The following is a 26719-nucleotide window of genomic DNA, read 5'->3' on the forward strand; positions in this document are numbered from 1 at the left end:
AGCGCATCCAAGTGATCTTGTTGCATCGATCTGAAGACGCGCTCTGCCTCGTTAAAGCCCTTGCCCAGCAGCTGCTCTTTTTGCCGCTTCTCGCGCTGCCGCACCCTCTTGGGTCTTGCCAGTACGATCGCGAGTGCGGGCCCGGGTGCCCACCAACAACCAATTTAGTTTTCCAGATTGCGCGAGCCTCAGCAGAAGCTTCGGTCCACCGGAAGCCCCGGACCATGCGAATAGTGCACCGCTGAACACGCGACGTTAAACTTCAGCGATTTCCTCCAAGAGTGCTTTGGCAGAACGAAGGTCTGATGTTTCCAACCCTTCCGTAAACCAGCCGTAGACGGGACCAAGGAGGCCTCTCGCGTCGGCCTTCCTGCCCTGGTCGCGCCAAAGCCGAGCCAGACTCATGGCCGCACGTAATTCAAAGGATTTCGCGCTTTGGCTTTGAGCAATCTTGAGCGCAGCTTGCAAGTAGTTCTCGACCTCCTCAGCTGGAGCACCACGAGTGCGATGCAGTTCGCCCTCCATGCATGCAAGCTCCGCCTCCCACATATGTTCTTCGTTGCGCGCAGCAATGGCCTTCGCCTCGGCCAGGGTGGCCAGCCCGTTTTCGTCGTCACCTAACTGGTGGTGCATCGCCGCGAGCATCCACAAGTACCGGACCTGGTACCAACTGGCTCCGAGCCTGGCCCTCTCGTTCAGACTGAGGCGCATGAGCGCCAAGCCGCCCTCCACGTCACCTTCTTGGGCCATTGCCCAACCCCGCAGGATGAGACCGCTCAAGCGCCAATAATTCAAACTGTGCTGATCGGCGAGATCGATGATGGCTTCAGCGTGCGCATGCACACCCGCCACGTCACCCATCAGCTCCGCAGGCCCCGCTCCGCCATAGACCTGCACGTGCGCCGTAAGGTTCGTTTGATTTAACTCCGCAGCGTATTCAAACGCCGCGCGGCTGGCCCTCTGCGCCTGTTCGGAATAGCCAAGTATCCAAAGTACGATCGCCAGGTAGGGTAACGCCGAGGCCTTCGGATCATGTACATAGTGGACAGGTGGCGGCCGATGCGTATCCGGCTGATAGCGCCTCACGATCGCTTCGAGCTCTAAGCGCGCCGTAAGAAAGTCGCCGGCGTGCATGGCGGTGAGCGCCGCCAAACGATGCGTAGCTAGTTTGAGCGCCGTGTCCCCGGTGCGCTCGGCAGCGCGCTGGGCCTCGGCGACAAGGCTCTGCATGGCACCAAAGTCGCCTCGCACGAAGTGGAAAACAAACTTGCCGCTAAGGGTGGCGAACAAGGCATCCGTGTCATCGAGTTCATAGCAGAGCGAATGGGCCCTGCTGAAGGCCGTGCCAAGCTGCGGCGCCGTGTATCCGTGAATGGCAATCAGCGGACCTCCGATCGCCGTTTGCAGGGCGAGTTCCTGGCGATCGCGCTCCGGCCCTTCTGGATTCGACTTGAGTGCATCCAGCCCTCTTGTGAGATGAGCGATCGCCTCGAGATTGGCGGAACGCCCCGCGGCAATCCGGCCCGCCCGCAGCCAATAGCCGACCGCCTTTCCCGCCAGTCCCCCCTGCGTGAGGTGCAAAGCGATCGTCTCCGGCTCAGCTTCTGCACGGGCAGGATAATGTTCCTCGAGAGCGGCAGCGATGCGAGCATGGATCTGCTGCCGCTTGCTCTTTAAGAGGCTCTCATGCGCGATGTCTTGGACCAGCGCATGTTTGAAGCTGTAGCCCGTATCCGGAGGTGCTCCACGGCGGAATATGAGTTCCGCTGTCATTAGATCATTGAGAGCACGCTGCAGCGCGTGTTCGTCGAGCGCCGTTACCGATCTTAGAAGCTCGTGTCCGAATTCGCGCCCAATGCATGCCGCGATCTGGGCGACTTCCTTTACCGGCGCCAATCGATCGAGGCGCGCCATCAACGAGTCCTGGAGCGTCGTCGGGATCGCTAGGGGCGGCAAAGGACCAATCAACTCATAGTAGCCGCCCCGGTCTTTGAGCAGCCCGGATTCGAGGACGGCCTTGGTGAGTTCCTCGACAAACAGCGGCACGCCATCAGTTTTAGCCAGAATCTGCTCAAGCACCTCTTGTGGAAGTATTTTGCCGCCAGTGATCCGGTCAACGACAGTCGCCCCTTGCCTGCGGCCTAGTCGGCTTAAAGAGAGCGCCGTCACGTGCCCATGACCTGCCCAGCGCGGAACGAACTCAGGCCGGAAGGTGATGATGATCAGAATCGGGAGTTGCTGCACTTCGTCAACGGCCCGGTCGAGGAGTTCGAGCATGGTAGGGTCTGCCCAGTGAACATCCTCGTAGACGGCGAGCAGCGGCTGCCTTGCCGCCAGGCCTTGTATCTGCTCCAGGAGAGCCTGGAACGTTCGCTCCTTCTTCTGGTGTGGGCTAAGTGCGAGTGGCGAGTATCTCTCCCCCGTCGGGATTGCCAGGAGGTCCGCAAGAACCGGCGCGCTCTCATGCACGTCGTTTGTGGCAAGAGCGAGCATGGCCTCGAGTTTATCGAGCTGTTCTTCGGGAGCATCCTCCCGTCGTATTCCTGCTGCCCGCTCAAGGAGCCCAATGACAGGATACAAGGCGGTGCTGGTATGGAACGGAGAACAGAAATGGCTCAATGGCGTGTGCGGCGCACCTGCGAGGTGGTCGCGTAGCGCCCGCACGAGCCGGGACTTGCCAATGCCTGCTTCGCCGCCGAGCAGGACAATCTGTCCCTCTCGCTCTTTCGCGTGCTCCCAGCGCTCCAGGAGCAATGCAAGTTCTTGGTCTCGTCCGACGAGCGCGGTCGTTGCCATGCCGTGCTGGGCGTCGAATCGACTCTCGGCTGCGCCCTCACCACTGACAAGCCAGGCCTGCACCGGCTCCGGGAAACCTTTGAGCGGCACTGTGCCGAGGTCCTGGTAAATGAAGGCTTCGGCCAGCAGGCGGCGCGTTGACTCGGCGATCACCACATCACCGGGCTCGGCCAGACTCTGCAGTCGGGCAGCCAGGTTCGGGGTTTCGCCGATCACGGCGCGCTCGCGAGCCTCTCCCTCGCCTATCAGTTCGCCGACCACGACGAGACCGGTTGCAATGCCGACGCGCGCGGCAAGCCCTACACCGCCCGGCTCGGTAAGGGAGGCGACCGCCTTGGTCACTCGAAGCCCGGCGCGGACGGCACGCTCCGCCTCATCTTCATGCGCCCGCGGCCAACCGAAATACGCGAGAACGCCGTCGCCCAGGAGCTTGGCTATGTGGCCTTCGAACCGGGCGATCTCGCCCGCCACGGCGTTGTGGTAGGCCTGCATGAGGTCACTCAGCTCCTCGGGGTCGCGCCCTGAGGCGAGCGCGGTGGAACCGACCAAGTCGACGAACATGACCGTAAGCTGCCGACGGTCCGCCTCTGAGGGCAGTGACGGCCTTGTACGTTCAGTTGGCTCACCAGCATCAGTGGCGACGGAAGCGATCGATGACATGCGCGCCTGAATCGCTTTCAATACGGTCTTGCGCGGCCCGAGCGGCAAGCCGAGTTCTCGCAGATCGGCTTCAGTCAGGTCGTGCAGTACATCAGGCGTGACTTCGGCTTCCTGGAAAGCGCGAGTGTAGCGCTCCAGCCCAAGACTGCGAAGCCATTCGGCTATATCCACGCGACGTCTCCTCGCGCGGCGCCAAGCGATACGACGGCGAGTTCAGTTGAAGGTATGTAACCTCAGCTTCAGTGAGCCATCCGCTTGACGCTCGAACACATGGGTGGCAATGCCGCCGGCACTTTGGCGGCTCCCATCCGGTCCCTTGCCGTTGGCCGTCCATTTTGCGGTACTGTAGACGACCTTCTCGTCTCCACCCGCATCTATGATTGTTAGTTTGTGATCAGTGAATCCGCCTGAAAACAGCCCAGCAAAGAATTTTTCGATTTCTTCCGGACCCGATATAACCTGATGCGTTGGTGGTAGCACTTTCGCGTTTGAAACGTACGCTGTGGCGACCCCTTTGGCGTCAGCTTTGTTGAACGCCGTATCCCACGCGGCATAAGCTCCGGTAACTTCGGCTCTCACGTCGGAGTTCGTCGAGGAGGCCAGGTTCGGCATGATTCCCTCCCTCAGAATTGGCTTAGTGACCTCCATCATACTACTGCTGGCCAGTCCGCGAAATCGGAACTCGCGGGAACAGGGCGTGCTATTAGGCCGCGGACGAAACGAGGGCACATCCATACTTCCGCTGAGGGCTACGAGCGCCTTTTTCCGACTTCTAGATTTCACAATGGCAGGGAGCACCTGCTTCCTGCTTCATCCCGGACAGGAGGACGACATGCCTGATAGCGTCTACAAGGTCATTGAACTGGTCGGTACGAGCAACGACTCGTGGGAGAAGGCCGCCGCGAATGCGGTCGAGCAAGCTGCAAAATCTCTCCGAGATCTTCGCATTGCAGAGGTCGTCAAGCTGGATATGCAGCTGGATGAAAAGGGAAAAGTCGAAGCCTATCGCGCCAAGCTCAACGTATCGTTCAAGTTCGAGGGCTCCTGAGCCTCAGCACCTCGCCCCATGCGCAGGGCGAGGAGGACTCATTGGAGTAGGCGCGTTGCCCGGTTCGCCTAGCCGGACACTGTGGCCTCGTCTCGGAAGTTGGCCCTAGTCCGACCGGGACCGATATGCTTTGATGCGTCGGGGCGTGTGGCGCGTGGTGGCCTTATGTACATGGTCATTCGCAAGTACACCAAGGTTCGTTCGGTAGCGGACGCCGCTCGCCGCGCCAAGAGCGGCGTCGGCCAGATCCTAAGGCAATCGCACGGATTCAGATCTTACTATGTGCTGGATGCGGGCGACGGCGTTGGTATCGCCGTGATGATATTTGACGATCGCGAAAGCGCCAATGCAGCGAACGCCAAGATACTCGCGTTTGTTCAAGCAAGTCTACATGACCTCGATCTTGGAGTTCCCGAAATCACCACCGGCGACGTTTTGGTGAACATAGAGCCGAATGAATTCTCGGGCATAAAGTAGCTGAAAACGCCGCCATTTGCGTGGCGGTTGGCCTCCTTTGCTCCTGTCGTCGACTTGATGTTCCCATCTCGTTTGCACCGGTCGCGCCCTGGACGCGCGTGCCGTCCGCCATGAATATGCGACTACGCGTGTTTTCGAGGAGTAGAGCCACATGAAGCAACATACCTTCGAAGCATTTTCCACCACCGCGATCTACTGGACACCGCTTGTGCTTATGGGCACCGCGATGCCGCCAAGAGATCCCGATGAAGACGACGAGGACGACGAAGAGGAAGATGACGCTGACGACCCGCCGGTCGTGCGCGAGCCGGACGAAGACTAGGCTGGCGTGTTCGGCAGTCGGCGCTATAATATCTCTCATGGGCTGGGATGCGAAAGACATAGCGCTCCTCAACAGACTCTGGTCCGCAGGACAGAGCGCGGCGCAGATTGCGCGTCGTCTCGGGTGCAGTCGTAACGCGGTCTGCGGCATGCTGACCCGTCTGGGCTTGAAGCGCGGCCACAAGCCGCCCACAGCAAGGCCCAAGATAAGGCCGCGCCCGAAGCTGAGGCCGACCTCGTCGGCGGCCTGCGCCCGTCCAGTCGCACGGAAGGTGTCGCGGAACACAGTGCAGAGGCAGCCGCCCAAGGAATTCAGCAAGCAGCAGCTCTACTCCATGCTGGCAGAGGCGGTCAGAAACACTGGATAAGAGCTCACCAAGAATGTGGTTGTGCTCCCGCAAGTCCCTGGCCAAGTTCGACGGGTTCGGCAGTCGTATACCCATCCCAAGGCTTCATCTGCTTGGATCACGGACTGACGCGCTCGCACCAAACCCCTGCCCTACTGGGCTTGATCGTAGGCCTGCAGGATCCGGACAAAATCAGCCATGCTGGATCGATCTTGGTTTTCAGCCATAGCTGCAACCTGAGTATTGGACACGCGTTGGCTTCCCCGTCTGAACCGCATCAGGAGGTCGGCGATGTTTCTCATGGCGGACTCTCTGCACTAACTACGGCCGTAAGCGTCAGTTGAGCGGCGAAGCGCCGCTAGATCGGGAGAAGGGCCGGCGGGCGCTACGCCGCCGGTCTCGTCCCGCAACTGCCGGCTCGCAGGGCCGGTTCCGTTGCTTTTCAGTCTGGATGTATCGGTAACATTAGCTCTTGGTCGGCGCCATCGCGCGCAGGTATGAAGTGACCATACTTAGGTAGACTTGGTTAGTGAATCGGGATCGGGAGCCATCCCGATCGGCACCGTTCGAATTGGAGGCTGCCGCTGACCAGGCCATCGCTGCCTGCGGTCGAGACACCCGGGAGGCGGTCAAGGCGCTCATTGTCGCGAACGGGCTCCTCGAGGCGCAGGTCGAGGATTGCGAGCCTCGGTTTCCGCTGGCTACTCGCGCGGCCCGTTCGTCGTCCGCGCAACCGTCCCCCCGAATTGACCAAGTAGGCACTTCGAAACCGCCGTCGAAAAGGCGTCCTCGGTCAAGCTGCAGATCCGAGCTTCATCCTCCACGACCAGAACACGAATGGCATTACTCGCCTCGGCGACCGATGCGGTCGTCTCGCGTGACGGTAAGTGCGTCGGCCCGCGAATGTCGTGCGCCTCAGCCCACCGGCACACCGTAGTAAGCATTCACGGAGCGCGTGGTCGCGGGGTCACTCCAATTCCAGCTGCTCTCGTCGGCGTATTTCGGGGCGCCGCGGAGCTGGTCCTGGGTGATGCCGGTGACGTAGCCGCCGAGGTTGATGTCGTATCTCAGCGCCTGCCATGGCAACGGATAGTGATCGTCGCCAATGCCGAGCAGCCCCCCGGAAGCTGAGCACCGCGTACGACACTTTGCCGCTGACCTTGTCGATCATGACCCGCTCGATGTAGCCCACCTTTTCCCCGTCGGTCCCGTACACGTTCGTGCCTTCGACCTTGTCGCTTCCGATCAAGCTGAAGGTTTCGCGATCTTCCATGGCCATGTTGAGCTCCCGGATGCGATCTTCCGGAGTCAACCGGGCGAGAATGGCTCCGTTCCTGGCTGAAAAGCCCTGGTAACGTTGTTCTCGCCATCGTCAGCGATGGGGCCACCCCGGACGGCGCGGCCCGCGCTGCCCGTGGGGGGCAAGCAGGTCCAAGGTTCCTGCGGGCAGCGGAATGGCGGAGGGACGCGGCCTTGCTGGCCTGATTACACCTCTGTGATAAAGGCCGAGGCGCTTTCGCGAAAGCTCTCAGCGCGGTCGCCTTCAGCCGCAGCGGGGATGCGGCGATGGGCCACTTCGGAGACGCAACCGTGATACGGAAGTTTGGCGAGGTCCTGGACGACCTGAGTACGCGTGAAGCCGCTGGTTCAGCTTTTTCAAGTCGTACTCGGTGCGCAGCCGGCCCACGATCGCTCCGATCACCTCCCCGCATCTTGCTGCCCGTCCGACATGATTGCGACCTTCCAGGTGTCGTGACAGGGCAAGATGAGATGGCGATATAGGTCGGCAACTCGCTGCTGTCTTCCATTGTTGGACCTTCGGCCCTTCTAAGCTCCGGAACACGTGGTCCATACTTCTTGTTTGGCGGCGCAAACCATCGATGGACTGCCCGACCTTCGTTCAGCCGTCGGAACCGGAAAAAAGGCTCGAACGATGTGAGGCGGCTCACATCACCGGGACCAATTAGAGCCTACGCCGTCTTGGCGGATACAACACCGGACGGAGATGTCGAATGAAACGCCTTATGCTTTCGCTCGTCACGGCCCTGCTCGTCATCGGTGCGGCGACCAGCGTGCTCAGACCGCATGCACTTCTTCACTCTGCACAGAGCGGCATGCCAAACATTCAAGAGCTGCAGACAGCCCAGGCGAGCACGCTGGCCGAGCAGGAGATCGAGGACCGGTCCGTTCTGTTTGCCAGAGGGCGCACGCAATAGAGCACACCTGACCGGCCCTCTTCAGCCGCTCCCCCTCATTCCGCCGCAGCGGTCACTGGTTGCGGTTTTTGATCGTTCGGCCCGGTTCGCCCACTCTGTTCGTCGAGCCAGAGGCTATGATGTTCGCGTGCCCAGTTGAGGTCGACCTCACCCGAACCCATGGCCTCGAAAGCCCCCTCCATCCCGATCGTGCCGATGTAGATATGCGCTATCATTGCGGCCACGAATAGCACGGCAACCACGGAGTGGATGATCTGGGCCATCTGCATGCCTTCAATGCCGCTGACGTAGAACGGGAACATCAGCTCGTATCCCGTCGCTGCAACGAGGCCGCCCCCGATTACGACGATCCAGTAAATCATCTTCTGGCCGGCGTTGAAGCGATAGGCCGGTGGATGATCATGGCCGACAATGCCCCCTCCCCGCTTGATCCAGGCGACGTCCACCTTGTTCGGGAGATTTCCCGCGATCCACATCAGGAAGATCAGGACGACGCCGACGGTGAACGGGAAACTCAGATAGTTGTGGGCATACTTCGCCCATTGTGACCATTCGGAGAACGCTTCAAAACCGATCAACGGCAATAACAACGGCCGCCCGAAGGTGATGTTCAGACCCGAGATGGCGAGGATGATGAAGCAGGTCGCTGTCATCCAATGCACGAAGCGCTCAAACAGCGTGAAGCGCACAATGGTGCGGCCCGATCGCCCGCTTTCAAGCCGCACCATGCCGCGGGTGAGATAGAAGATCACGAGCAAAGCCAGCATGCCGATAATCGCGACGCCCCCGATCCAGCGCAGCGTGACATTGCGAAACTCCCGCCATTCGCGTCCCTGTGGCTGCTCAAGCACGCCCGATCTCTGATCCGGAATGCTGACACGGCCCTGGATTCGGTTCAGCTCCTGCAGCAACTGCTGCTCCTTGACGGAGCTTGCGGTCGGATTGACCTGCTGGGTGCTCGCTGGAGCCGCCATGATCACCAGAAGCAGCGCGCATGCGCCAAATGCCAGGCGAACGAGTTTTCCAAATGACGCCATCTGCGCCTCCCGGTATCGCGTCCTTGACTGTCGTCCGCGTCAGGACTCGATCGTCTCGCGATACGCGGTCTTCCAGCCCCACGCGCCGGAGCCGTAGCCGCGCTTCATCACGCGTTCCTTGTAGATCTGGGCGATGATCTCCCCGTCGCCGGCGAGCAATGACTTCGTCGAGCACATTTCGGCACACAGCGGCAACTTGCCCTCCGCCAGCCGGTTCGCGCCGTACTTCTCGTATTCCTCCTTGCTGCCATCGGCCTCGGGGCCGCCGGCGCAGTAGGTGCATTTGTCCATCTTGCCGCGTGAGCCGAAGTTCCCGACCTTGGGATATTGCGGCGCGCCGAACGGACAGGCGTAGAAGCAATAGCCGCAGCCGATGCAGAGGTCCTTGGAGTGCAGCACCACGCCATCGGCGGTGGTGTAGAAACAGTTCACGGGGCACACGGCTGCGCAGGGCGCGTCGGTGCAGTGCATACAGGCCATCGAGATCGAACGCTCGCCTGGCTTGCCATCATTTATGGTGACCACGCGGCGCCGGTTGATACCCCAGGGCACCTCATGCTCGTTCTTGCAGGCGGTGACGCAGGCATTGCACTCGATGCAACGGTCGGCGTCGCAGAGGAATTTCATACGGGCCATCGTCGTTGCTCCTTATGCCGCCGCGATTTGGCAAAGAGTGACCTTCGGTTCCTGCATGCCCGTCGCGGGATCATATCCGTAGGTCGTGATGGTGTTCGCGCTTTCGCCGAGAACGATCGGATCTGTCCCCTTCGGATAGGCGCTGCGAAGATCCTTCCCTGCCAGCCAGCCGCCGAAATGGAAGGGCATCCAGGCGACGCCCTTGCCGACACGCTCGGTGACGAGCGCTTTCATCCTCGCTCTGGAATTGTTCTCTGCGCCGGTGACCCAGACCCAGCCGCCATCCTTGACGCCGCGATCAGCAGCATCGGCCGGGTTGATTTCGATGAACATCTCCTGCTGTAGTTCGGCAAGCCACGGATTGGTACGCGTCTCCTCCCCACCCCCCTCATACTCGACCAGACGGCCCGACGAGAGGATGAGCGGGAACTGCTTGGCAATCCCCTTCTCCACAGCAGCCTTCTGCACCGAGAAGCCGATGTTGGGCATGCGAAACTGCTTGGCATTGGGCAGCGTCGGATATTTCTCGACAAGATCGACACGTGGCGTGTAGATCGGCTCGCGATGGACCGGAATCGGATCGGGCAGGCCGAAGGCGTTCATGCGTGCCTTGCCGTTGCCGTACGGCACGCAGCCGTGTTTGAGCGCGACCCGCTGGATGCCCCCTGAGAGATCGAGCGACCAGGACACCGAATCCGGATTGGTCGGATTGATCTTCATGATCGTGGCCATCTCCGCTTCGGTGAGATCCGTGTCCCAGCCAAGCTTCTTCAGGCTCGCCAGCGTGAATTCGGGATAGCCGTCCTGGATCTCGGAATCCTTAGAGTACGATTTGTCGGCCAGCAGGCTGACCTTGCGCGTGGACCCGTCTGGCAGCTTCTCCTCGCGTTCGATACCGAAGCGCGGCCGGAACGTGCCGCCGCCATCCATCACCGCGAGATTGGTGTTGTAGAGCAGCGGCGTGCCCGGATGCCGGACGTCCGGTGAGCCCCAGCACGGCCACGGCAGGCCGTAGTAGTCACCGCCGACCTCGGGATCGTCCTTTGGGGCACGCATCGTCAGCATGTCGAACTTCGCCTGGTGCTTCATGTGCGCCTTGAGCCGCTCAGGCGATTGCCCGCAATAGCCGGTCGACCAGCTGCCGCGATTCATTTCGCGCAGCACATCCTCTGCTTCAGGCAGATTGTTCTCGACCTTGATTTTCTTGAACATCTGGTCTGCGAATCCGAGCTTCTTGGCCACAAGATAAATGACCTCGAGATCATCCTTGGATTCGAAGATCGGTTTGACGATCTGCTCGCCCCATTGCAGCGAGCGGTTCGAGGCGACGCGCGATCCCTTGCACTCGAATTGCGTGGCCACGGGAAGAATGTAGACGCCATCCTTGCGGCCGGCCTCGACCGCCAATGACGCCCACGTCGTGGGATGCGGGTCGGCAATGACAAGCAGGTCTAGCGCCTTCAGGCCGTTGAGAGACTCCGGAATGCGCGTGATGCTGTTGCTGGCGTGCCCCTGAACGAACACTGCCCGTACGTTGTCCTTCTGAGCGACCTGATCTTTCGGCAGCGTTACTGCCTCGAACCAGCGGGTCAGAGGAATGCCGGGAGTCTCCATGATCTGCTTGGAATCGAAGCGCGACTTCAGGAATTCGTAGTCAACGTCCCAGACCCGCGACCAGTGCTTCCACGCGCCCTCGGCGAGACCGTAGTAGAACGGCAACGTCACAATATCGAGCCCAACATCGGTCGCCCCCTGCACGTTGTCGTGGCCGCGGAAGATGTTGGCACCCATGCCCGGTCCGCCCACATTGCCGGTCAAGAGCAGCAGGATGCAGCTCGCCCTCACATTGGCGGTGCCGACGGTCTTCTGGGTCTGGCCCATGGCCCAGATCAAGGTCGACGGCTTCTCGGTGGCGAACAGCTTGGCGACCCGCTTGAGCTGTTCGCCTGGAATGCCGGTGACGCGCTCCACCTCATTCGGATTCCATTTCTCCACTTCCTTGCGGAGATCGTCGAAGCCGTAGACGCGCTGCCTGATGAATTCCTTGTCCTCCCAACCGTTCTGAAGGATGTGCCACATGATGCCGTAGAGCACCGGAATGTCGGTGCCCGGACGCATCCGCACATATTCCGTGGCGTGCGCAGCGGTGCGTGTCATGCGCGGGTCGATGACGATGAAGTTGGCCTTTTGCAGTTCCTTGCCCTCGAGCAGATGCTGCAACGAAACCGGATGCGCTTCGGCCGGATTGCCGCCCATGATCATCTGGGTCTTGGCGTTGCGGATATCGTTGTAGCTATTGGTCATCGCGCCATAGCCCCAAGTATTGGCGACGCCGGTGACAGTGGTCGAATGGCAGATGCGTGCCTGATGGTCGGTGTTGTTGGTGCCCCAGAACGCCCCGAGCTTGCGGAACAGATAAGCGCCTTCATTGGTCATCTTGGCCGAGCCGAGCCAATAAACGGAATCGGGACCCGATTTTTCGCGAACTTCGATGATCTTGTCGCCGATCTCGTTGATCGCAGTCTCCCAGGAGACGCGCGTCCATTGCCCGTTTAAGAGCTTCATCGGATAGCGCAAACGCCGCTCGCTGTGCACCAACTCGCGTACGGAAGCTCCCTTCGCGCAATGAGATCCTCGATTGATGGGGGAATCCCAGCTCGGCTCCTGGCCGATCCAGACCCCGTTCAACACCTCCGCGGTCACGGTGCATCCGACCGAACAATGCGTACAGATGCTTTTCTTGACGGTGGCCCCGGCGGTCAGCGGACCCGCCACGGCCGCTTCCGCCTTGCGCACGCCGGAAATCGGCATGGTCCCGAGTGCCGCGAGCGCGCCACCCGCAAGACCGGACCGGCGCAGGAAGGCGCGGCGATCGAGACCGCCGGTCTGCCTTGCCATGGTGTCCGCGACCGAGCCGCGGCGGTCGGATCCGGAATGCTCTTGTGTTCGCTTGATAAGCACGGGCGGACTCCCTCAGGCGGGATAGCGGTTGACGCGGTAATAGGCCTTCACGTGATCGGATTCCTTGTAGCGCGACTTGCGCTTCTCATCGTCATTCTCGCTGTCGGCCTGCGCGGAACCGACGAGTGGCGTCGTCAGCATGGCCCCAGCGCCTACCGTGCCGATGCCAACCCTGCGGAGGAAGTCGCGCCGTCCGACGATCGCTTTCTTTTCATCGCTCATCGCACCTCTCCCGGACCAGCCTCGCATGGCCACTTCGCGAACGAAAATCCTTGCCTCTCGATCTCGATAAACAGGCGGCCGAACGTGCCGACCGCGCGGTAGAACCTTGCGCTCGCCGCCTGCTCCATGTCGCCAAACAGACGTCCCATCCAGGACGAAACGTGTTTCTCGAACAGCGCACGCTGCGCAACGAACGGCGCTTCCCAGCGGCCATCAGCCATTCCGGCCATGATCGCGCAGAGAATGGCGGCATGATCCTCAGGCTCGGAATTGCCCTCGGCGCGCGCGATGCCGAGCTCCGCGAGATCCGTCCGCAAACGTGACAACGGCCGCTCGTTGAGGAAGCCGGTCAAATAGTAGGAGGCGTAGGGCAGCAACTCACCGCGGCCGAGACCGACAAAAAGGTCGAAATATTCACGTTCGACCTGAGCTGCGGTCGTGTGCGAAGCGGCTTCCGCCAAGCCGGCGTGAGCCTGACCGAGTGGCGTGCCGTCTCCGCTCAAACCCGTAAGCCGATCGAGCAAGCGCTTGGACGGCGCAGCTGCGAGCAAGGCGGCGAGAAGGACATATTCCTGCGCTCGCGCGACATCGATCGGATCGATGCTGTCTTGCGATGCCGTGTGTTCGTGATGGTGATCGGGATAGAGATCAGGCCGCAGCTCGGCCCGAGGAACACCTGTTGCAGCTTCGACCGCAATCACCCGCTGAGCGGGTACCTTGCTCCAGTTCGAAATCGAGGGCTGGCTGATGTGGATTTTGCGCGCAAGCTGGGCCACGCCGCCTGCGGCGTCAATGGCGCGATAGAGCCCGGCGTCACGCACATGGACCTCCGTTGCCTGAGACCCTCGAGCGACCAATTTTACTTGCGCAACAAAGCGCTAGCAAACCTAGACCTAGTTCCGCAGACGGTCAATCGCCGCTCAATAGGTTGAGGCTATAGCGCCTTTGGTAGCAACACTATTGAGGCAGGGCACTACCATGTACGCGGCGCGGAACAGTATCGGGCTCCATGGCCGATTGCGATGCAACGGGAGTCGCGATCTCTGTGGGACCGGTTTCATCAGGCGTCTCGGTAAGCCCAACGGAGTGCACAATATCGCCATTCGGAACGGCCGAGGACTCCTGCAATTGCGTCGGCGTGTCAGGCTGAGTCTCTGCGGCGTCACGCAGACCCCCGACGATCCGGTCGACCCAGGCTGCCAGCTCCGCCTGCGAGCAATCGAGTGGTCCGAAGCCGGGCATGGCATTCGGATCGTTGAAGTCCCAGGCGTTCTCGGCGAGCCCCACGAAATCGCGGATCGCCGGATCGGCCGTCCAGGCGCGGCGAAGGGCCGCTTGCATCAATTCGGGCGGAATACCTTTGCGCAGGAAGGCGGTGATGTCGGTTCCCGCCGCGATCGCGTCGATCGACGGCAAGCTGCCAAGATCCACGTCCGGTTCGGGCTCGGCCGCGGCGGATGGCACCGCGGCTGCACCGGCCGGCCCGGCTGTTTCCGCTGGCGGAGCATTCGAATTCGACTCGCGCTTGCGACGCGACCAACGTGCGAGAAACTCTTCCTCGGTCATTCTTGCCCGCCTTCATGCTGCCGACGCGCCAAAGCCTCGGGGTCGGCGCGCCGGCGCTCGCGTTTGACGAACTCTCGCTCGACGTGGTGTTCGGCAATGAAGCTTTCAATCAGCTCGCGCACTACCTCGGGCATCGGTACGGCTTCAACCAGATTGTCAGCGGCCCCGGTAAACCCCTCTCCTTCGGCGGGATCAGCGGTCGTGGCGGCGATCGCATAAGGCCAAGCTCCCTCGGATGGGCTCAGGACCACCCAGAGGCTCGGCGTGCCGGAGGCAATATTGTCGCGGTAACGCGCAGTTTCCGACACGTACAGATCAACCGTTGCGCTGCCGGCATAGAACCAGGTGGTGCCGCCCTGTTCGCGCAAGATTGTCCAGGGCTCCGTGTCCGGTATGTCAGGCAACACGGCGGCGCTCCGCCAGATAAAATCGCCCCACGGCGAATCCGCCTTGCGCAGTTCGACGACGATACCGACGGGAATACGCTGGAGTGGCAGGGCAACACTCATGAGATCGCCTCCAGGCGCCTGATCGGGAGTCCCCTCAACAGGTTCTGCGGTTTCATGCGGAGCTTCCGATCGGCTGTCATCGCTAGGATCAGATAGACCGGCTCGCCCCGCAGGGTCTCTAGGGCGAGTTGAGGATCCGCAAAGGTGAGGCGAAACAGCGAAAGAACTCGCCCTGCGCTGAGCCCGTCGAGCTCCTCGCCATGCCAAAGCCGATCGCCCATCTTGGTGGCGTCAGCGTCCAACCCGATATACCAGGCCAGCTTTACCTCGCGTAGTTCCGTCAGCGGTTCAATGCGAACATCGATCCCGAGCAGATGGGAGACCCAGCGCGTCATCGCCTGTGCCAGCGCGCGAGGGCCTCGCCCACCCGCGGTGAGATCGAGGGCCATATCGAACTGGTTGCTGCGTTGCCAATAACTCTCGGCATTTTCCTCGCTCAGCACATCGAGCTGGGCGTCAGTCTTGGTGCCCAGCATCGAGATCAGCGACAAGATAGGCGTCGGGCTGCGATCGCCGACAACCTCTTCGTCGCCAAGCAGCAAGGCCTGTTCATGTGGAAGGATCCGCTGCGGCCGGAAGAACAGCTCGGCGGCGCGCAGCACGAACACATCGTCGTTGGCGTCAAGCGCATTGCGCAAGATCACATGCACGAGCTGATTGATGAACAGCGGCGGCAGGACGTTTGACGACGAACTCAGAACTGCGAGATACGCAGCTTCGAGCGTCGGGTGCCGCAACATAAGATCGCGAAACTCCACCACGAAGCGCCAGTTCTCCCGCGCGTCCTCATCGGCGATCGCAGCGACCTCGTCGGCTGCGACCGCCCGGCGCGGATCAGCAAGCATCTCACGATGCAGTCTTCGTTCGACCGGGCACGCGTCCTTCGGCGGCATCAGCTCGGGACGGGCAAAATAAGCCTTCAAGAATTCGTCGGTGACACGAAGCCCGCCGCTCTCGTCGCGATCGAGCAGATGATGGCCGCATGCGATCCAGAAATCACTCATCGGAGGAGCCGCTCCTGGCCCCCATCAGAATAGTTAAGATCGCTGTCGGCTTTGACATCATCCTCGATTTCCATGAACGAGAATGCCTTGCCATGACGCTGCCCTTCCCGCAGTTGCAGCTTACGGAAGCTCTCGTGGACGTCGCCGTCGCCGCCCGAGCGGTGGACCGCAATGAGCGAGCTGACCGGGTGCGAGCAGAGCGACTGTGCAAAGGTGACTTCCTCTTCCGCAGCGGCCCTCGCAATTGCCATGTCCGGTGCGCCGAACCGATCGACAAGTTGTCTGGCAAGGAGCTCGATCAGCACCTGGCAATCGTCCTCGGTTGCCGGAACGATCTGCGCGAGCGTCGACCATCCCCAGGATTGCACGCCAAGAAAGCCGCTGCGGAAGGCGGCACGTGCCTTTCGGCTCAGCTCCGCCGGATCCTGACCGCAGAAGCGGAAGGCGCCGGAGACGGCCCATTCGCCTGGCATTGCCGGCACGTCGAACACGAAGGTGTCGGAGGGATCCAGGGCGATCGTGCGTAGAAGTTTGATAGTCTTTTTCACCGCCTCGGCCCTCCAAGCGTCGGATCGAGCCAGGATGGCGAGGCCAGCGCGTCGACGAGAGCTGCCCGCTCGGTCGTATCACGACCCGTGTGGCGCGTGAGCAGATCGCCGCGATCATCGATGCGTCGGAGCGTTTGCCGCTCGCGAGGGATACGGCTGAGATATTCGCGCGCGACGCTGTCAAATCCATCGACCTGCCAACTGTCGATCGCCCGCATCAGGTGCCGCGCAAAGCTCTCTGTCATCTGTACTGCGCCGGCCTCGCCGAACCCTTCCTCATCGAGGGCGGAGGCAAGCGGGCGAACACCGGGATCATGATCGTTGATCATGACTGTTCGAATCATGGCCCCAAATACGAGCCAATCCGGCGGCTCATCCTCGTCCGCGGATGCAGGCCAGCCAAGCCGTCCCCCTCCGACGAGTCCACCGTCGATCCTCACCGCATCGGGCCAACCGATCGCAACTTCCTTGGCCGGCGGCGCATAGGCGCGCAGGGCGTCGGTAAGGGCGACCATGCCGGCGTAAAAGGCGCGGCGTGCGGTGATCAGCGGCTCCGTGGGCTCCAGCACCACCGCGAACTCGGCGACGTCGAACCGCCCTACATAGACCAGCGTGCCGGCACCGCTTTCGGGTGCAATGCAGCATGCATGGGCGAACGCGTCTCCGCTCTCGCGCAACCGGACCAAGGCAAAGGGCGGCGGCAATTGGATCCATTCCGCCGTGGAAGCGAGGCTGGTTGGGATCGACCGCAGGCCTTCCTCCAATTTCTCCTTTTCCCCAATTGACAATATCTATACGAAGCGAAGGATCGGAGCGAGCCCGTCATTCGTCGCCTTCTCGGAGGGATGAACCTGGAGCAGCCAGCGAAGACCATCCTGATTTGCTCGTGTGAAGACACGATGCGGCTTGACGTGGCCGCGATCAAGCGCGGATGCGACAATGGCGACATCAGGAGTTTTCGTCACCTGTGCGGCGCCGAGCTCGACCACTTTGGCGCATGCGCAAAGGCAGAGGGCCCTCTGACCGTTGCCTGCACGTATCAGCAATCCTTGTTTGCGGAGCAAGCCGGCGATCGTTCCGCGCCGATTGCTTTCGTGAACATTCGCGAGACGGCAGGCTGGTCGACCGAAGGCACGCATGCGGGCCCCAAAATGGCAGCGCTGCTCGCAGCCAGCGCCGTGCAGGCGCCCGATTATCCACTTGTCACGCTTGCCAGCGACGGCGTCGTCCTGATCTATGGCCGGGACGAGGCGGCGATCGAAGCCGGGCTGCTCCTTTCGGATCACCTCGATGTGACCGTGATGCTGAGGGAGCCGGGCGCGATCATCTCGCCTGTGGCAACGCCCTTCCCGGTCGTTAAAGGAACCATCCGTAACGCCAGAGGACATTTTGGCGCTTTCGAGCTCACCGTCAACGACTACGCTCCCCCGCGCCCCTCCTCGCGCGACCACTACGTCTTTGAAACTCCACGCAACGGCGCCACCTCGCGTTGCGACATCGTCATTGACCTATCGGGAGAGAGACCGCTGTTTCAGGCGCATGATCTGCGCGACGGTTACCTGCGGGCCGATCCCAAGGAGCCGGGCGCCATGCTCCGCGCCGTCCTGAGCGCGCGTGAACTTGTCGGGCGTTTCGATAAGCCTAAATATGTCGAGTTCACGCCCGATCTTTGCGCCCATTCGCGCTCGAATCTGACCGGCTGTCATCGCTGTCTTGATCTATGCCCCACGAATGCGATCACGCCAGCCGGCAATCATGTTGCTATCGATGCCGAGATTTGCGCCGGCTGCGGCCAATGTGCCGCCGCCTGTCCGACGGGCGCCGCGTCCTACGCGTTGCCGCCCGCGGACACCCAGCTTCAGACCATCCGCGCCGTGCTGCTCGCCTATCATCAGGCGGGCGGATCGAACCCCGTCCTGTTGCTACACGACCGCCAACACGGCACGCCGTTGATCGACGCGCTGGCGCGGCACGGCGATGGCCTGCCTGCCCACGTCATCCCTCTGGCCGTCAACGAGGTGACGCAGATCGGGATTGAGGCTGTCATCGGCGCATTTGCCTACGGAGCGACCGCGTTCCGGCTTTTGCTCCGCGGCAAGCCGCGGCATGACGTGGCCGGACTGACCCAAACGATCAACATGGCAGAGACCATCCTTGCGGGCCTCGGATTTGAAGGGCGCCGGGTCACTGTGATCGAAACTGACGATCCGGAGTCAATGCTGGAGCACCTGAGGGGCACCGAGCGACTTGCCGCGGTGAACACGCCTGCGACCTTCAAGACCGTCGGCAAGCGGCGCGACCTGCTTCGCTTCGCGTTGAGCGAACTGCATCGGCTCGCACCGAAGCAGGTCGACGTCATTGCCTTGCCTCAGGGCGCTCCGATTGGCGCGGTGAGTGTTGATACCGGTGGATGCACGCTGTGCCTGTCCTGCGTTTCCGTTTGCCCGACGGGCGCGCTCCGCGACGATCCCGACCGTCCAGTGCTCAAATTCGTCGAGGATGCCTGCGTGCAATGCGGTCTCTGCCAGAGCACCTGTCCCGAGAAGGTCATAACGCTGAAGCCGCAGATCGATTTCCGCGCAGGCCGCGCGCCCGCGATTGTGATCAAAGAGGAAGAGCCTGCCCTTTGCATCCGCTGCGGCACGGCATTCGGCGTGAAGAGCACGATTGATCGCATCGCGGTCAAGCTCGAGGGCAATCATTGGATGTATCCGGCGGGCGACCAGCGCCTCGACGCCATCAGGATGTGCGCGGATTGCCGCGTGATCGTGATGAGCGAACAGCGGTTCAATCCGTTTGAGGGCGTGCCAGAACGCGCGCCGCCCCGAACCACCGAGGATTATTTGCGCCGGCCGGACAGCAAGACGTAGGCGCGACGTCCCTCGTCCAGGTTAGGGCCTCGCCTATTGCGAGGTCGCCCGGGCCAGGAAGTCGGTCAACGCGCGGCGGTCTTCGGCCGATCCGATGCGCTGCTCCGGCATCTTCGTTCCCGGCGTGTAGGCGTTGGGCCCGACTTCAAACAGCTTTGCGACGGTCTCGGGGCTCCAGACGATATCCATCGTCTTGAGCGCCTCGGAAAACCGATAGCCCGAGAGCGAGGCGATTTTCCGTCCGAACAATCCGGCAAGCGTTGGCCCTGCACGTTGCGGCTCCTTGTCCGACAGCGTGTGGCAGGCAACGCAAGCGCGAAAAATATCGGCACCATGATCGCCCGCATAAGCGGCCAGCGGATCCGCTGATGTCCCGAACAGGTTCGAATCGACGGGCTCACCGGTATACACGTTCCAGCGCCGGATCTTTCCGTCCGCACCTCCGGTCACGAGCGTTGCTGCATCATGCAGAAACACGACCGACCAGATCGGGAAACCGGGGCCCACGAGCGTCCGCAATACTCTCCGCGGCTTGCGCTGCACAATGGCAACCGTGCCGTCGATGCCTGCGGCGGCGATCAGCATCCCATCATCGGAAAGCGCCAAAGCGACGATCGGTGCCAAGCCCGCGGCCACCTGGCCCTCCAGCTCCCCGTCCCTCGTCAACATGCGCAGCTTGCCGTCAGCCCCTGCCGCGACGATCTCGCCATCGGGCGCGATGGCGACGGCGTTCAATGGCGCTGGCAATTCCACCGTCTCAGGCCGGCCCTCGGGCAAGCGCCAGATGCGCAACGCACGATCATAGCCGACGCTAACGAGCGACATGCCGTCTGGAGCGAAGGCCACACCATTCACATTCTGCGCGTGACCTTCGAACACCCGGGCGGCGCCATCAGCCAACGACCAAAGGCGCACACTATGGTCCCAAGAGGCCGAGGCGAGGCTCGATCCGTCCGACGCCACGGCGATTGCCACGACGGGAGCGGTATGCCCCTCGAGGACTTGATCAGGCTGTTGGCGGCCGGCTGTCCATACCGCCAGCCGGGCGTCGGACCCCGCGGTGACCATGCGGCCGTCCTGCAGGAAAGCAACGGCGTTAACGGCGTCCGCATGATACCTTAGCACCTCGCCCGCCGCGTTGGTCTTAAGCGACCAGCGGATGACGGAAGTGTCGAAGCTGCCCGACAACAGGCTGTCGCCATCAGCCGAAACGGCGAGCGCACGGACGGGGCCGCCGTGACCCGCAAGCTGCGCGTGCGCCGCTGACGCAGCAACAATCTCCAGGAGGGTTGCGGCAACCCGGGCGCACGAAGCCCATCGCATCAATCACTGCCAGCCATGGTCACTCTATGCCGTCAAGAATGCCCGAAATAAGTGTCCGCGGCACCGCGCTTACTTCTTCGGCGCCACGACTTTCTTGGACGAGCCCTCGGGCGCCGCCTGCATCCCGGGCGGGCTCTGGCCCTGCGGACTCTCGGCGGGCGCGCCGCCCGAACCCGTATTAACCGGGCCGGTCCAGCCCTGTGGCTGCGGCTGGCCCCTCTCTTCGGGAACCGTCTGTGGCGCAGGCGCCCCCGTCTGACGGGATTGGGCGAGCGCACTATCGAAGGCCACGACCGCTGCCAGGCATAGTATGGATGTCAGTGCCTTCACGGCCAGATCCTCCTTCTGGGGCGCAAGCTTCAACGAGGAAGGATCGGTATCCGTTCCTCGACGCGCACTGCGTCAGTTCGCCCGCCGCCCGCAATCTTCCCTTGAATCGCGGCAGCGCGAGTCCTAGCCTTGGTTTTTGCTCGTCATGTCAAGGAAGAAGGCATGCTGGGGCAATCGAGGCCATTGCTGCGGATGATCTCATGGCTTCGCGCCATGCGCGTGTTCTTGATCGTTCCAGAGCCAGCTACCCGAAAAGCCTCGCCTCTGCTCGCTTTTACGGTTGTCGTGCTCATGCTGCTCCTCGTCATATTGGAAGTGGACTTGCAAAGCGCCGACCTTCAATCGCTGGGGTTGATGAGCGATGCATTTTCGATCGACCCGGTTTTTAAGAGCCCCTAGACCCGGCAGCAACTGCGGGCGAGCTTGAGATCGTTCGCCACAGTTACTCACAGGAAGCGGCATCGTAAGATGAGTACGGCTTGTAAATGATGGAGTTCGCGCATGAAGGCTTTTCTGCTCGGTTGCGCTGCTGCCGTTGTGATCGCAATTGCAGCAATGGCGCTCTTGGATCAGGTGCAGAAACCAGTTGCCCAAGCGTTTGCTACAACCGGTGTCCGCCTGTAAGACTGCCCGCCACAAGACGCGCCGGGGTGGCCGCTTGATGCTCGGCTACTAATCTCCACGAGGTGAGGCGCGGGCTTCCATGACATCGCTACAAAGCGATCCCTTGTCGGAGTATCGACCGCGCCTCAAGGGCAGAATGCGATCAGGCACATCAAGAGTGGCACTTCTCCCTTCTCAGTCGAAGTACGACGTTCAGCAACATGGGAACGCTCTTTGTTGGACCGGTGGCTTGCGGCCTGTCACTCTATCGGTGAACCTTCGATAACGAGCAATCAACCTCGTCGCTCGATCGCACCCGGTGCGGCCTTGTTCTTACCTGTCAATGTTGTTGACGGTAGTCCTCCGGAGTTGCTGTTGCGCCAAACGCGGTCTGGGATGCGGCGTTCAGCGCATCCACTCGACGTCAGGACAATTGCCGCTCGCATTCGTATCTACATCAGAATTGGAGATGATCATGCGCAGCATAGCACTGGTGATCGCATTCGTGATTTCGTTGACCGGCCTAGCATCGGCTCAGAAGGCCGAAATTGAAGTGATCAACGCCAAATGGATTGAAATGTTCAACAAGGGCGACTTCTCTGGAATTGGGTCACTCTACAGCACGGATGCGACTGCATTCCCGCCCGGCTCTGCGATGGTGCAGGGCCGAGCAGCCATCGAGACAATGTGGAAAGGCATGGCGGAGCAAGTTGGCGATCCGAAACTTACCACCGTTGACGTTAAGCCGCTTGGCCCTATGGCGGCACGCGAGATCGGCACCTTCGTGCTGAAGACCAAGGGACCGACACCACAGGAAGTGACTGGAAAATATGTCGTGGTTTGGGAAAAGGTCGGAAATGATTGGAAGCTCGCCACCGATATCTGGAACGAAGGCAAGTAGCATCGTTCGCAGGCCTGCTTCGCGTCAAAAGCTTCCGAACGTCAAGGCTGTTCCATTGGCATGAAAGGGCGGGCCCTGCAGGCTTGCGCCTAATGGATTTTTCTGGATCTCCCGGTGCACACGTCGTGCACACGAAAGCCGGAGTGCACACGCGTGGCGACCTACACAAATTGCATCCGGAAACCGGCGCGTCCAAGTCCGGCGCAAGACCCGTTATGTGGCCGAGACGTTCCGAAGACGCAAGGATGGCGAAGGAAGAATGGGCGCTCGAAATGGAGCGCAACATTGACCGTAATGGATCGTCGAAGCCACGCGTGGTCCGGAACGTTCGCACGTTTGGCGATCTGATTGACTTGCACGACCAAGACATGCGCGAGGTCGGTAAGCCCCCTCGCCGATCAAAAGCTGCTGTGATGGCCTAGCTCAAGACCGAACTCGGCAGTGTGAAGCTGCCCGCTCTCAACAGAGAGTCGCTGATCGAGTTCGGAAGAAAGCGCGCCAAGCTGGGCGCTGGCCCCCGCGACACTGGCAATCGATTTGTCCTTCTCCGTACAATCATAACGCACGCCGCCGCCGTGCACGGTGTCGAGGTTTCAGCCGAGGAAGCCCGCCTCGCACGCGTCGCGTTAAGTCACCTCAATTTGGTTGGAAAGAGCAAAGAGCGTAACCGACAGCCCACGCAAGACGAACTCGACGAGCTAATCAAATACTTTGAGACGAACCGCCGGCAATTCATCCCGATGGGACGGATTGTCAGACTGTTCCAGACGTTGCGCATTCGGTAGATTCGGCCTGTAAATTTGTGTCAGAAGCATACGCGACAGGCAATCATTGGACCACGTCTGACAGGTGAAAGCCTTTGCGACACGGGCCAGGCGCCCAGCTATGTGACGGGTGAAAGCCTGCGAAAACGAGGATGCGGAGTCACAACCAAGAGCGCGGCTGATTTCGTCGTTGATCTGGTTGCTTTCTCGCAAGGCCTTGGCGACGAGATTGACGCGCCAGCGCGTCGCGCGTCTCCAGCAGGCGCTGAAGCGCCGCACCCGAAAGCCGCTGACGTCACCGCTTGGGAGGCAGGATTCAAACTTTGTTGCGATATCACGGACGCTCACGATCTTTCCCGCGGGCGAAATGCCGCTTCGCCGCCTCCCGAAGATATGTTCAAGCACGTGCAGGATCTCACCCTGTGGATGGATTCCCTCCGTGAACGTCACAAGCAATTCGCCTAAAATAGGAAGCCGCACCAAGGGCCGATCTGCTCAATAGCAGGGTCGTTCGAACTTGCGGCACACTCGTTCGGCAAATGGTGACTTAATGGGGAAGCCGCTCGGCGAGCCGCTTTGTCACCGGCACCGCCGATCACGTTGTCGGGAGCAACCGTCCGGTGGGATCCAAAAAGCACCGTTTGAAAAACCGTTTTAGTTCGGTCTTCTCAAACCGTGGATCGGCCTAAGGCTTTGCGAGGTGCGGTGGGCGGGGCCCAAACCTGGGACCCGCTGATTAAGAGTCAGCCACGAGTTAAGAACGTTCAATGATTAGGCGGTCGCCGCCTGAGCATATTCGGCCGAAAATTGGCATCCGTCGCACAGGCATAGAGCGTCCGCTTCGATGACACTCTTTCCGGTTCCCGAGAAGGCGGACGAGCGATAGGCTTGGCCGACATCAACTGCAATGCCCGCGAGCCTGCCGGTCTCCAGTTGGAGCCAATCGCAGGATCTAGCGGGATCGTGCGTGGCGGTGCCGTCGCACACGCACGACTCCCAATTGGAACCATATCTCCGGTGACCGATTGGAGCGCTGTTGAGTAGTGCAGACCAGCCGGCACCAGCCGGCAGGAGACCTAGCGCCGGACCTCCGTGGGGGACGAATCCCATGATGGACCACGCGACAAGAGTTGGTAATCGATTGTTAGCAGCGTTGCCGGCGGCGGATTTCGCTTTGCTTGCGCCTCACCTGCGGAAAGTCGTACTCAAGCGCGACGCCGTACTGGTCCGATCGGGAGATCGAATCGAGCACCTTCTCTTCCCCTGTGGCGGCGCGATTTCCTACATCGTGGACTTGCCGAACGGGCAGACTGCCGCCATAGCGGTGATCGGTCGTGAAGGTGCGATCGGTCTAACGTTGGCGCTTGGCACATCCCACTCATCCGTGACGGTAGTCGTCCGCGTACCGGGGCCCGTGCTGCAGATTCCGGCGGCGCAATTTTTGTCAGCTCTGGGGCGCAGCGCCGCGATCGCATCCATGGTGCAGATTTTCACGAGATCGCTGCTGACGCAGGTTCAGCACGTCGCGGCTTGCAATGCACTGCATTCCGTCGAAGCCCGGATGGCCTGCTGGCTGCTTCAAATTCACGACCGGGCGAATGGCAGCAATCTCCTCCCCTTGACCCAGGAGACTATGTCGGAGCTACTGGGCGTCCGACGCACCACGGTCACGCATGTTGTGAGGGCGTTGCGCGCGTCAAGAGCGTTGAAATCCAACCGCCGCGGTCAGCTCGAGATTGACCGGCCGCGGCTCGAAGCCGTGGCATGCGAGTGCTACAAGGTGATGAGCCGCAGGATCGATCGGATAATTTCGCGTGGCGGAGCAGGACTTATTCAAGCCGCGCCGGCGCGAGACGCCCGCCAGCCGCCCGGCGACCGACTATCCAGGGCAGGCTCGTAGACCCAGGCCTCTCGCGCGAACCACTCGTGTGTAGCCGCGCAGACCCGACAATAGGTGCGCGAGAAGAATACCGCGCTGCAGCGAAACCTTTCGCGATCAGTCTCGATACCCGTCGAAATAGCGTCGCCCGTTTCCGGGCATTTGATCATTACCACACCCATCTTCGTTTCCTGCAATCTGTTGCGGACCCTGAGCACGCTGGCCCGCCATCGACTGGACCGAGCGTCCCCTCGTCGCGGAAACGCCTGTCCAGTCGATCCGCGCGGCCGGTAGCCTCGGTTCAGACAGTCTTGTGCAGCACTCTGTTGAAGCTGGTCTTGATGGGCTCGGTCGTCTCGATCGCAACTTTCTGCGCGAGCTCCCAAAGCTCCCGATTCTGTGCGGAGACAACTTCGAAAGCCTCGCGGCTTCGGGCGGTCGAAAGATGCACGATATCCAGCAGCGACCTGGTCTCAGCGAGCCGGGATAAAAACTCCAGGGTGGCGCTGGTATTGTCTTTGGAAATCTCGATGACCTTGGCGCCGTAATCAACGGCCCCTCTGGCGTTCATAGAGCAGGCTTCACGGAGAATGTCGCTGATCTCCTCGGAAGTCGCTTTCATGCTCGCGATATTTTTCTTGGTCTGTGCGGCGCCCTGCTCGGCGAAGCCACGGAGGAGTTCCTGGAAATTCAAAAGCGGGAAATCGAACCTTGGTTTTGCACCATTCGCGTTCTCATTCACCGGATCGGCCTGCGTTTCGACTTTCACATTGGCATCATTCACGAGCTTTCATCCTTTCAAGCGAAACTAGTTAGTAGATTGAAGACCCCCCGCTCCCCGCACGTACTGCGCCAGAAAACTAGCGCCCCTGTTCTCGGCGTGACGGGATGCTGCTGCGGATGAACCGCTCGCCCCCCGCCGAGCCAAATATGATCGATTAAATTCGAATCATCCGTTCGCTTTCGGACTCTCGCTGAATAATTTGATGGGTTGCGACCAGGCGGAGCAGGCATAAGCTTTAAATCTGCGACGTTGCAGGGTTGCGCTCTGAGCTCGCGCGCCGTCCGAGATAGCCCGACCGGCGCAGCTCGCGCTGATGGTTCTCTTCTCGATCCACTCGGTCCCTGAGACTCTCAAGTTCCGCGAGTTGGGAGGCAAGCGCTTCGAGACGCTGGCGAAGAACAGCAGCGGGGTTGTCCACTCGAGCGCAGATTTTCATGTGAGGTCTCCTGGCAATATGTCCGCGAGAATTCCGCCAGCTTCGATGGTGGGCAAAAAAATATGCAATCAGAGAAAAACGCGACTAACATTCGGATGCTGCGTTGCCGATAACGATGCGGCGGCGCGTTAATAGAGTACTCATGTGCCCAGGCGCGGCACGCTCCATTGGGCCAGGCTGCTCAGCATGCAACAACAGCGGGTCGAACCGTTGTTAATGCTCGGAGCGGGTTGCGCTCGAAAGTCGAGTGGCGGCTCGCTCGCACTCGGGCTTGTGCCTCCGCTCGTCGTCTTCTTCATCTGCACAATCGACCCCTCCATATGCGGTCGGATCTCCGGAGTTCCCTCCCGTCGCGAAAGGTCCTTTGCCACCGGCCGCTCCGCCGGATCCGCCGCCACTGCCGGATGGCCCTCCAGCAGCAGATGCCCCACGGTCGCTTATACACATCTCCGCGCCCACGCGACATCGCCGGAGCGGGGGG

The 26719-nt window shown here is 61.2% G+C and carries 27 protein-coding genes and 1 pseudogene; 11 read left to right on the top strand and 17 right to left on the bottom strand.

Annotation, left to right across the window (positions count from 1 at the left end):
• Positions 1-255 precede the first annotated feature (255 nt).
• Together AC0L3K_RS06975 and AC0L3K_RS06980 are read right to left on the bottom strand one after the other, a co-directional pair.
• Positions 256-3627 carry an adenylate/guanylate cyclase domain-containing protein gene (locus AC0L3K_RS06975; RefSeq protein WP_473365657.1) on the bottom strand — a complete coding sequence of 1124 codons (3372 nt, stop codon included), beginning with the start codon at positions 3625-3627 and terminating at the stop codon, positions 256-258.
• Positions 3628-3669: 42 nt separating this feature from the next.
• Positions 3670-4068: a YybH family protein gene (locus tag AC0L3K_RS06980; RefSeq protein WP_246648595.1), complete on the bottom strand. Its 399-nt coding sequence runs from the start codon at positions 4066-4068 to the stop codon at positions 3670-3672.
• A 220-nt stretch (positions 4069-4288) separates the two neighbouring features.
• Here AC0L3K_RS06980 and AC0L3K_RS06985 point away from each other — a divergent pair, with 220 nt between their 5' ends.
• The 4 genes from AC0L3K_RS06985 (at position 4289) to AC0L3K_RS07000 (ending at position 5670) form a co-directional block, all read left to right on the top strand.
• Entirely contained in the window at positions 4289-4504 is a 216-nt protein-coding gene (locus AC0L3K_RS06985; RefSeq protein ID WP_473365658.1) for a dodecin family protein, read from the top strand.
• Between the two features lie 165 nt (positions 4505-4669).
• Complete coding sequence (locus tag AC0L3K_RS06990) at positions 4670-4981, top strand: hypothetical protein (RefSeq protein WP_219680055.1); 312 nt, start codon at positions 4670-4672, stop codon at positions 4979-4981.
• A gap of 151 nt (positions 4982-5132) precedes the next feature.
• Positions 5133-5303 (top strand): hypothetical protein, encoded by a 171-nt coding sequence (locus tag AC0L3K_RS06995; RefSeq protein ID WP_007592749.1) that lies wholly within the window; start codon positions 5133-5135, stop codon positions 5301-5303.
• Between the two features lie 37 nt (positions 5304-5340).
• Complete coding sequence (locus AC0L3K_RS07000) at positions 5341-5670, top strand: GcrA family cell cycle regulator (protein ID WP_007592751.1); 330 nt, start codon at positions 5341-5343, stop codon at positions 5668-5670.
• A 131-nt stretch (positions 5671-5801) separates the two neighbouring features.
• Here the strand turns inward: AC0L3K_RS07000 and AC0L3K_RS07005 are convergent, their stop codons facing one another.
• Both AC0L3K_RS07005 and AC0L3K_RS07010 read right to left on the bottom strand, forming a co-directional pair.
• The gene (locus AC0L3K_RS07005; protein WP_198288232.1) at positions 5802-5951 is read right to left on the bottom strand and encodes a hypothetical protein; all 150 of its coding nucleotides are present in this window, start codon (positions 5949-5951) and stop codon (positions 5802-5804) included.
• A gap of 613 nt (positions 5952-6564) precedes the next feature.
• Positions 6565-6928: pseudogene (locus AC0L3K_RS07010) on the bottom strand (PRC-barrel domain-containing protein).
• A gap of 733 nt (positions 6929-7661) precedes the next feature.
• Between AC0L3K_RS07010 and AC0L3K_RS07015 the strand changes: the two are divergent.
• Positions 7662-7865: a hypothetical protein gene (locus tag AC0L3K_RS07015; protein WP_007592755.1), complete on the top strand. Its 204-nt coding sequence runs from the start codon at positions 7662-7664 to the stop codon at positions 7863-7865.
• 35 nt (positions 7866-7900) lie between these two features.
• On the opposite strand, the gene AC0L3K_RS07020 is transcribed toward AC0L3K_RS07015, so the two are convergent.
• The 10 genes from AC0L3K_RS07020 to AC0L3K_RS07065 all read right to left on the bottom strand — a co-directional run bounded on the left by AC0L3K_RS07020 (position 7901) and on the right by AC0L3K_RS07065 (position 17112).
• Positions 7901-8902, bottom strand: coding sequence for a formate dehydrogenase subunit gamma (locus tag AC0L3K_RS07020; RefSeq protein ID WP_007592756.1), 1002 nt, complete (start codon positions 8900-8902; stop codon positions 7901-7903).
• A gap of 39 nt (positions 8903-8941) precedes the next feature.
• Positions 8942-9538 carry a formate dehydrogenase FDH3 subunit beta gene (gene fdh3B / locus AC0L3K_RS07025; protein ID WP_007592757.1) on the bottom strand — a complete coding sequence of 199 codons (597 nt, stop codon included), beginning with the start codon at positions 9536-9538 and terminating at the stop codon, positions 8942-8944.
• A gap of 12 nt (positions 9539-9550) precedes the next feature.
• Positions 9551-12499, bottom strand: a complete 2949-nt coding sequence (locus AC0L3K_RS07030) for a formate dehydrogenase subunit alpha (RefSeq protein WP_354128780.1) — start codon at positions 12497-12499, stop codon at positions 9551-9553.
• A 12-nt stretch (positions 12500-12511) separates the two neighbouring features.
• Positions 12512-12721, bottom strand: coding sequence for a twin-arginine translocation signal domain-containing protein (locus tag AC0L3K_RS07035; protein WP_007592759.1), 210 nt, complete (start codon positions 12719-12721; stop codon positions 12512-12514).
• Positions 12718-13542 (bottom strand): molecular chaperone TorD family protein, encoded by an 825-nt coding sequence (locus tag AC0L3K_RS07040; RefSeq protein WP_354171119.1) that lies wholly within the window; start codon positions 13540-13542, stop codon positions 12718-12720. Before AC0L3K_RS07040 ends, AC0L3K_RS07035 begins: the two co-directional genes overlap by 4 nt.
• A 136-nt stretch (positions 13543-13678) precedes the next feature.
• Positions 13679-14287, bottom strand: a complete 609-nt coding sequence (locus AC0L3K_RS07045) for a DUF3306 domain-containing protein (protein ID WP_473365659.1) — start codon at positions 14285-14287, stop codon at positions 13679-13681.
• A complete protein-coding gene (locus AC0L3K_RS07050; protein ID WP_007592762.1) occupies positions 14284-14796 on the bottom strand; it encodes a DUF3305 domain-containing protein in 513 nt (170 codons plus the stop codon). The genes AC0L3K_RS07045 and AC0L3K_RS07050 overlap by 4 nt, the downstream gene beginning before the upstream one ends.
• A complete protein-coding gene (locus AC0L3K_RS07055) occupies positions 14793-15800 on the bottom strand; it encodes a DUF6352 family protein (protein WP_354128783.1) in 1008 nt (335 codons plus the stop codon). The genes AC0L3K_RS07050 and AC0L3K_RS07055 overlap by 4 nt, the downstream gene beginning before the upstream one ends.
• A complete protein-coding gene (locus AC0L3K_RS07060; protein ID WP_354128839.1) occupies positions 15797-16336 on the bottom strand; it encodes a DUF6505 family protein in 540 nt (179 codons plus the stop codon). Before AC0L3K_RS07060 ends, AC0L3K_RS07055 begins: the two co-directional genes overlap by 4 nt.
• Before the next feature lie 8 nt (positions 16337-16344).
• Positions 16345-17112 carry a biotin/lipoate--protein ligase family protein gene (locus AC0L3K_RS07065; protein WP_007592767.1) on the bottom strand — a complete coding sequence of 256 codons (768 nt, stop codon included), beginning with the start codon at positions 17110-17112 and terminating at the stop codon, positions 16345-16347.
• Between the two features lie 135 nt (positions 17113-17247).
• Between AC0L3K_RS07065 and AC0L3K_RS07070 the strand changes: the two genes are divergently transcribed.
• Complete coding sequence (locus tag AC0L3K_RS07070) at positions 17248-19218, top strand: 4Fe-4S binding protein (RefSeq protein ID WP_473365660.1); 1971 nt, start codon at positions 17248-17250, stop codon at positions 19216-19218.
• Between the two features lie 33 nt (positions 19219-19251).
• Here AC0L3K_RS07070 and AC0L3K_RS07075 read toward each other — a convergent pair whose 3' ends face one another.
• A complete protein-coding gene (locus AC0L3K_RS07075) occupies positions 19252-20541 on the bottom strand; it encodes a c-type cytochrome (RefSeq protein WP_473365661.1) in 1290 nt (429 codons plus the stop codon).
• Positions 20542-21000: 459 nt separating this feature from the next.
• On the opposite strand from AC0L3K_RS07075, the gene AC0L3K_RS07080 reads away from it, so the two are divergent.
• From AC0L3K_RS07080 to AC0L3K_RS07095, 4 genes are all read left to right on the top strand, one after another.
• A complete protein-coding gene (locus AC0L3K_RS07080; RefSeq protein WP_473365662.1) occupies positions 21001-21270 on the top strand; it encodes a hypothetical protein in 270 nt (89 codons plus the stop codon).
• A gap of 102 nt (positions 21271-21372) precedes the next feature.
• Positions 21373-21495, top strand: a complete 123-nt coding sequence (locus AC0L3K_RS07085; protein ID WP_007592777.1) for a hypothetical protein — start codon at positions 21373-21375, stop codon at positions 21493-21495.
• Positions 21496-21949: 454 nt separating this feature from the next.
• A complete protein-coding gene (locus AC0L3K_RS07090) occupies positions 21950-22375 on the top strand; it encodes a YybH family protein (protein WP_007592779.1) in 426 nt (141 codons plus the stop codon).
• Positions 22376-22620: 245 nt separating this feature from the next.
• On the top strand, positions 22621-22797 hold the full coding sequence (locus tag AC0L3K_RS07095) for a hypothetical protein (protein ID WP_245285875.1): 177 nt from the start codon (positions 22621-22623) through the stop codon (positions 22795-22797).
• A gap of 276 nt (positions 22798-23073) precedes the next feature.
• Here AC0L3K_RS07095 and AC0L3K_RS07100 read toward each other — a convergent pair whose 3' ends face one another.
• On the bottom strand, positions 23074-23622 hold the full coding sequence (locus AC0L3K_RS07100) for a helix-turn-helix transcriptional regulator (RefSeq protein ID WP_473365663.1): 549 nt from the start codon (positions 23620-23622) through the stop codon (positions 23074-23076).
• 625 nt (positions 23623-24247) lie between these two features.
• Between AC0L3K_RS07100 and AC0L3K_RS07105 the strand changes: the two genes are divergently transcribed.
• The gene (locus tag AC0L3K_RS07105) at positions 24248-25039 is read left to right on the top strand and encodes a Crp/Fnr family transcriptional regulator (RefSeq protein WP_035992968.1); all 792 of its coding nucleotides are present in this window, start codon (positions 24248-24250) and stop codon (positions 25037-25039) included.
• Between the two features lie 280 nt (positions 25040-25319).
• Here the strand turns inward: AC0L3K_RS07105 and AC0L3K_RS07110 are convergent, their stop codons facing one another.
• Positions 25320-25802, bottom strand: a complete 483-nt coding sequence (locus AC0L3K_RS07110; RefSeq protein WP_354171106.1) for a phasin family protein — start codon at positions 25800-25802, stop codon at positions 25320-25322.
• Positions 25803-26719 lie beyond the last annotated feature (917 nt).

It is taken from the genome of Bradyrhizobium sp. MI1.10, assembly GCF_055811035.1.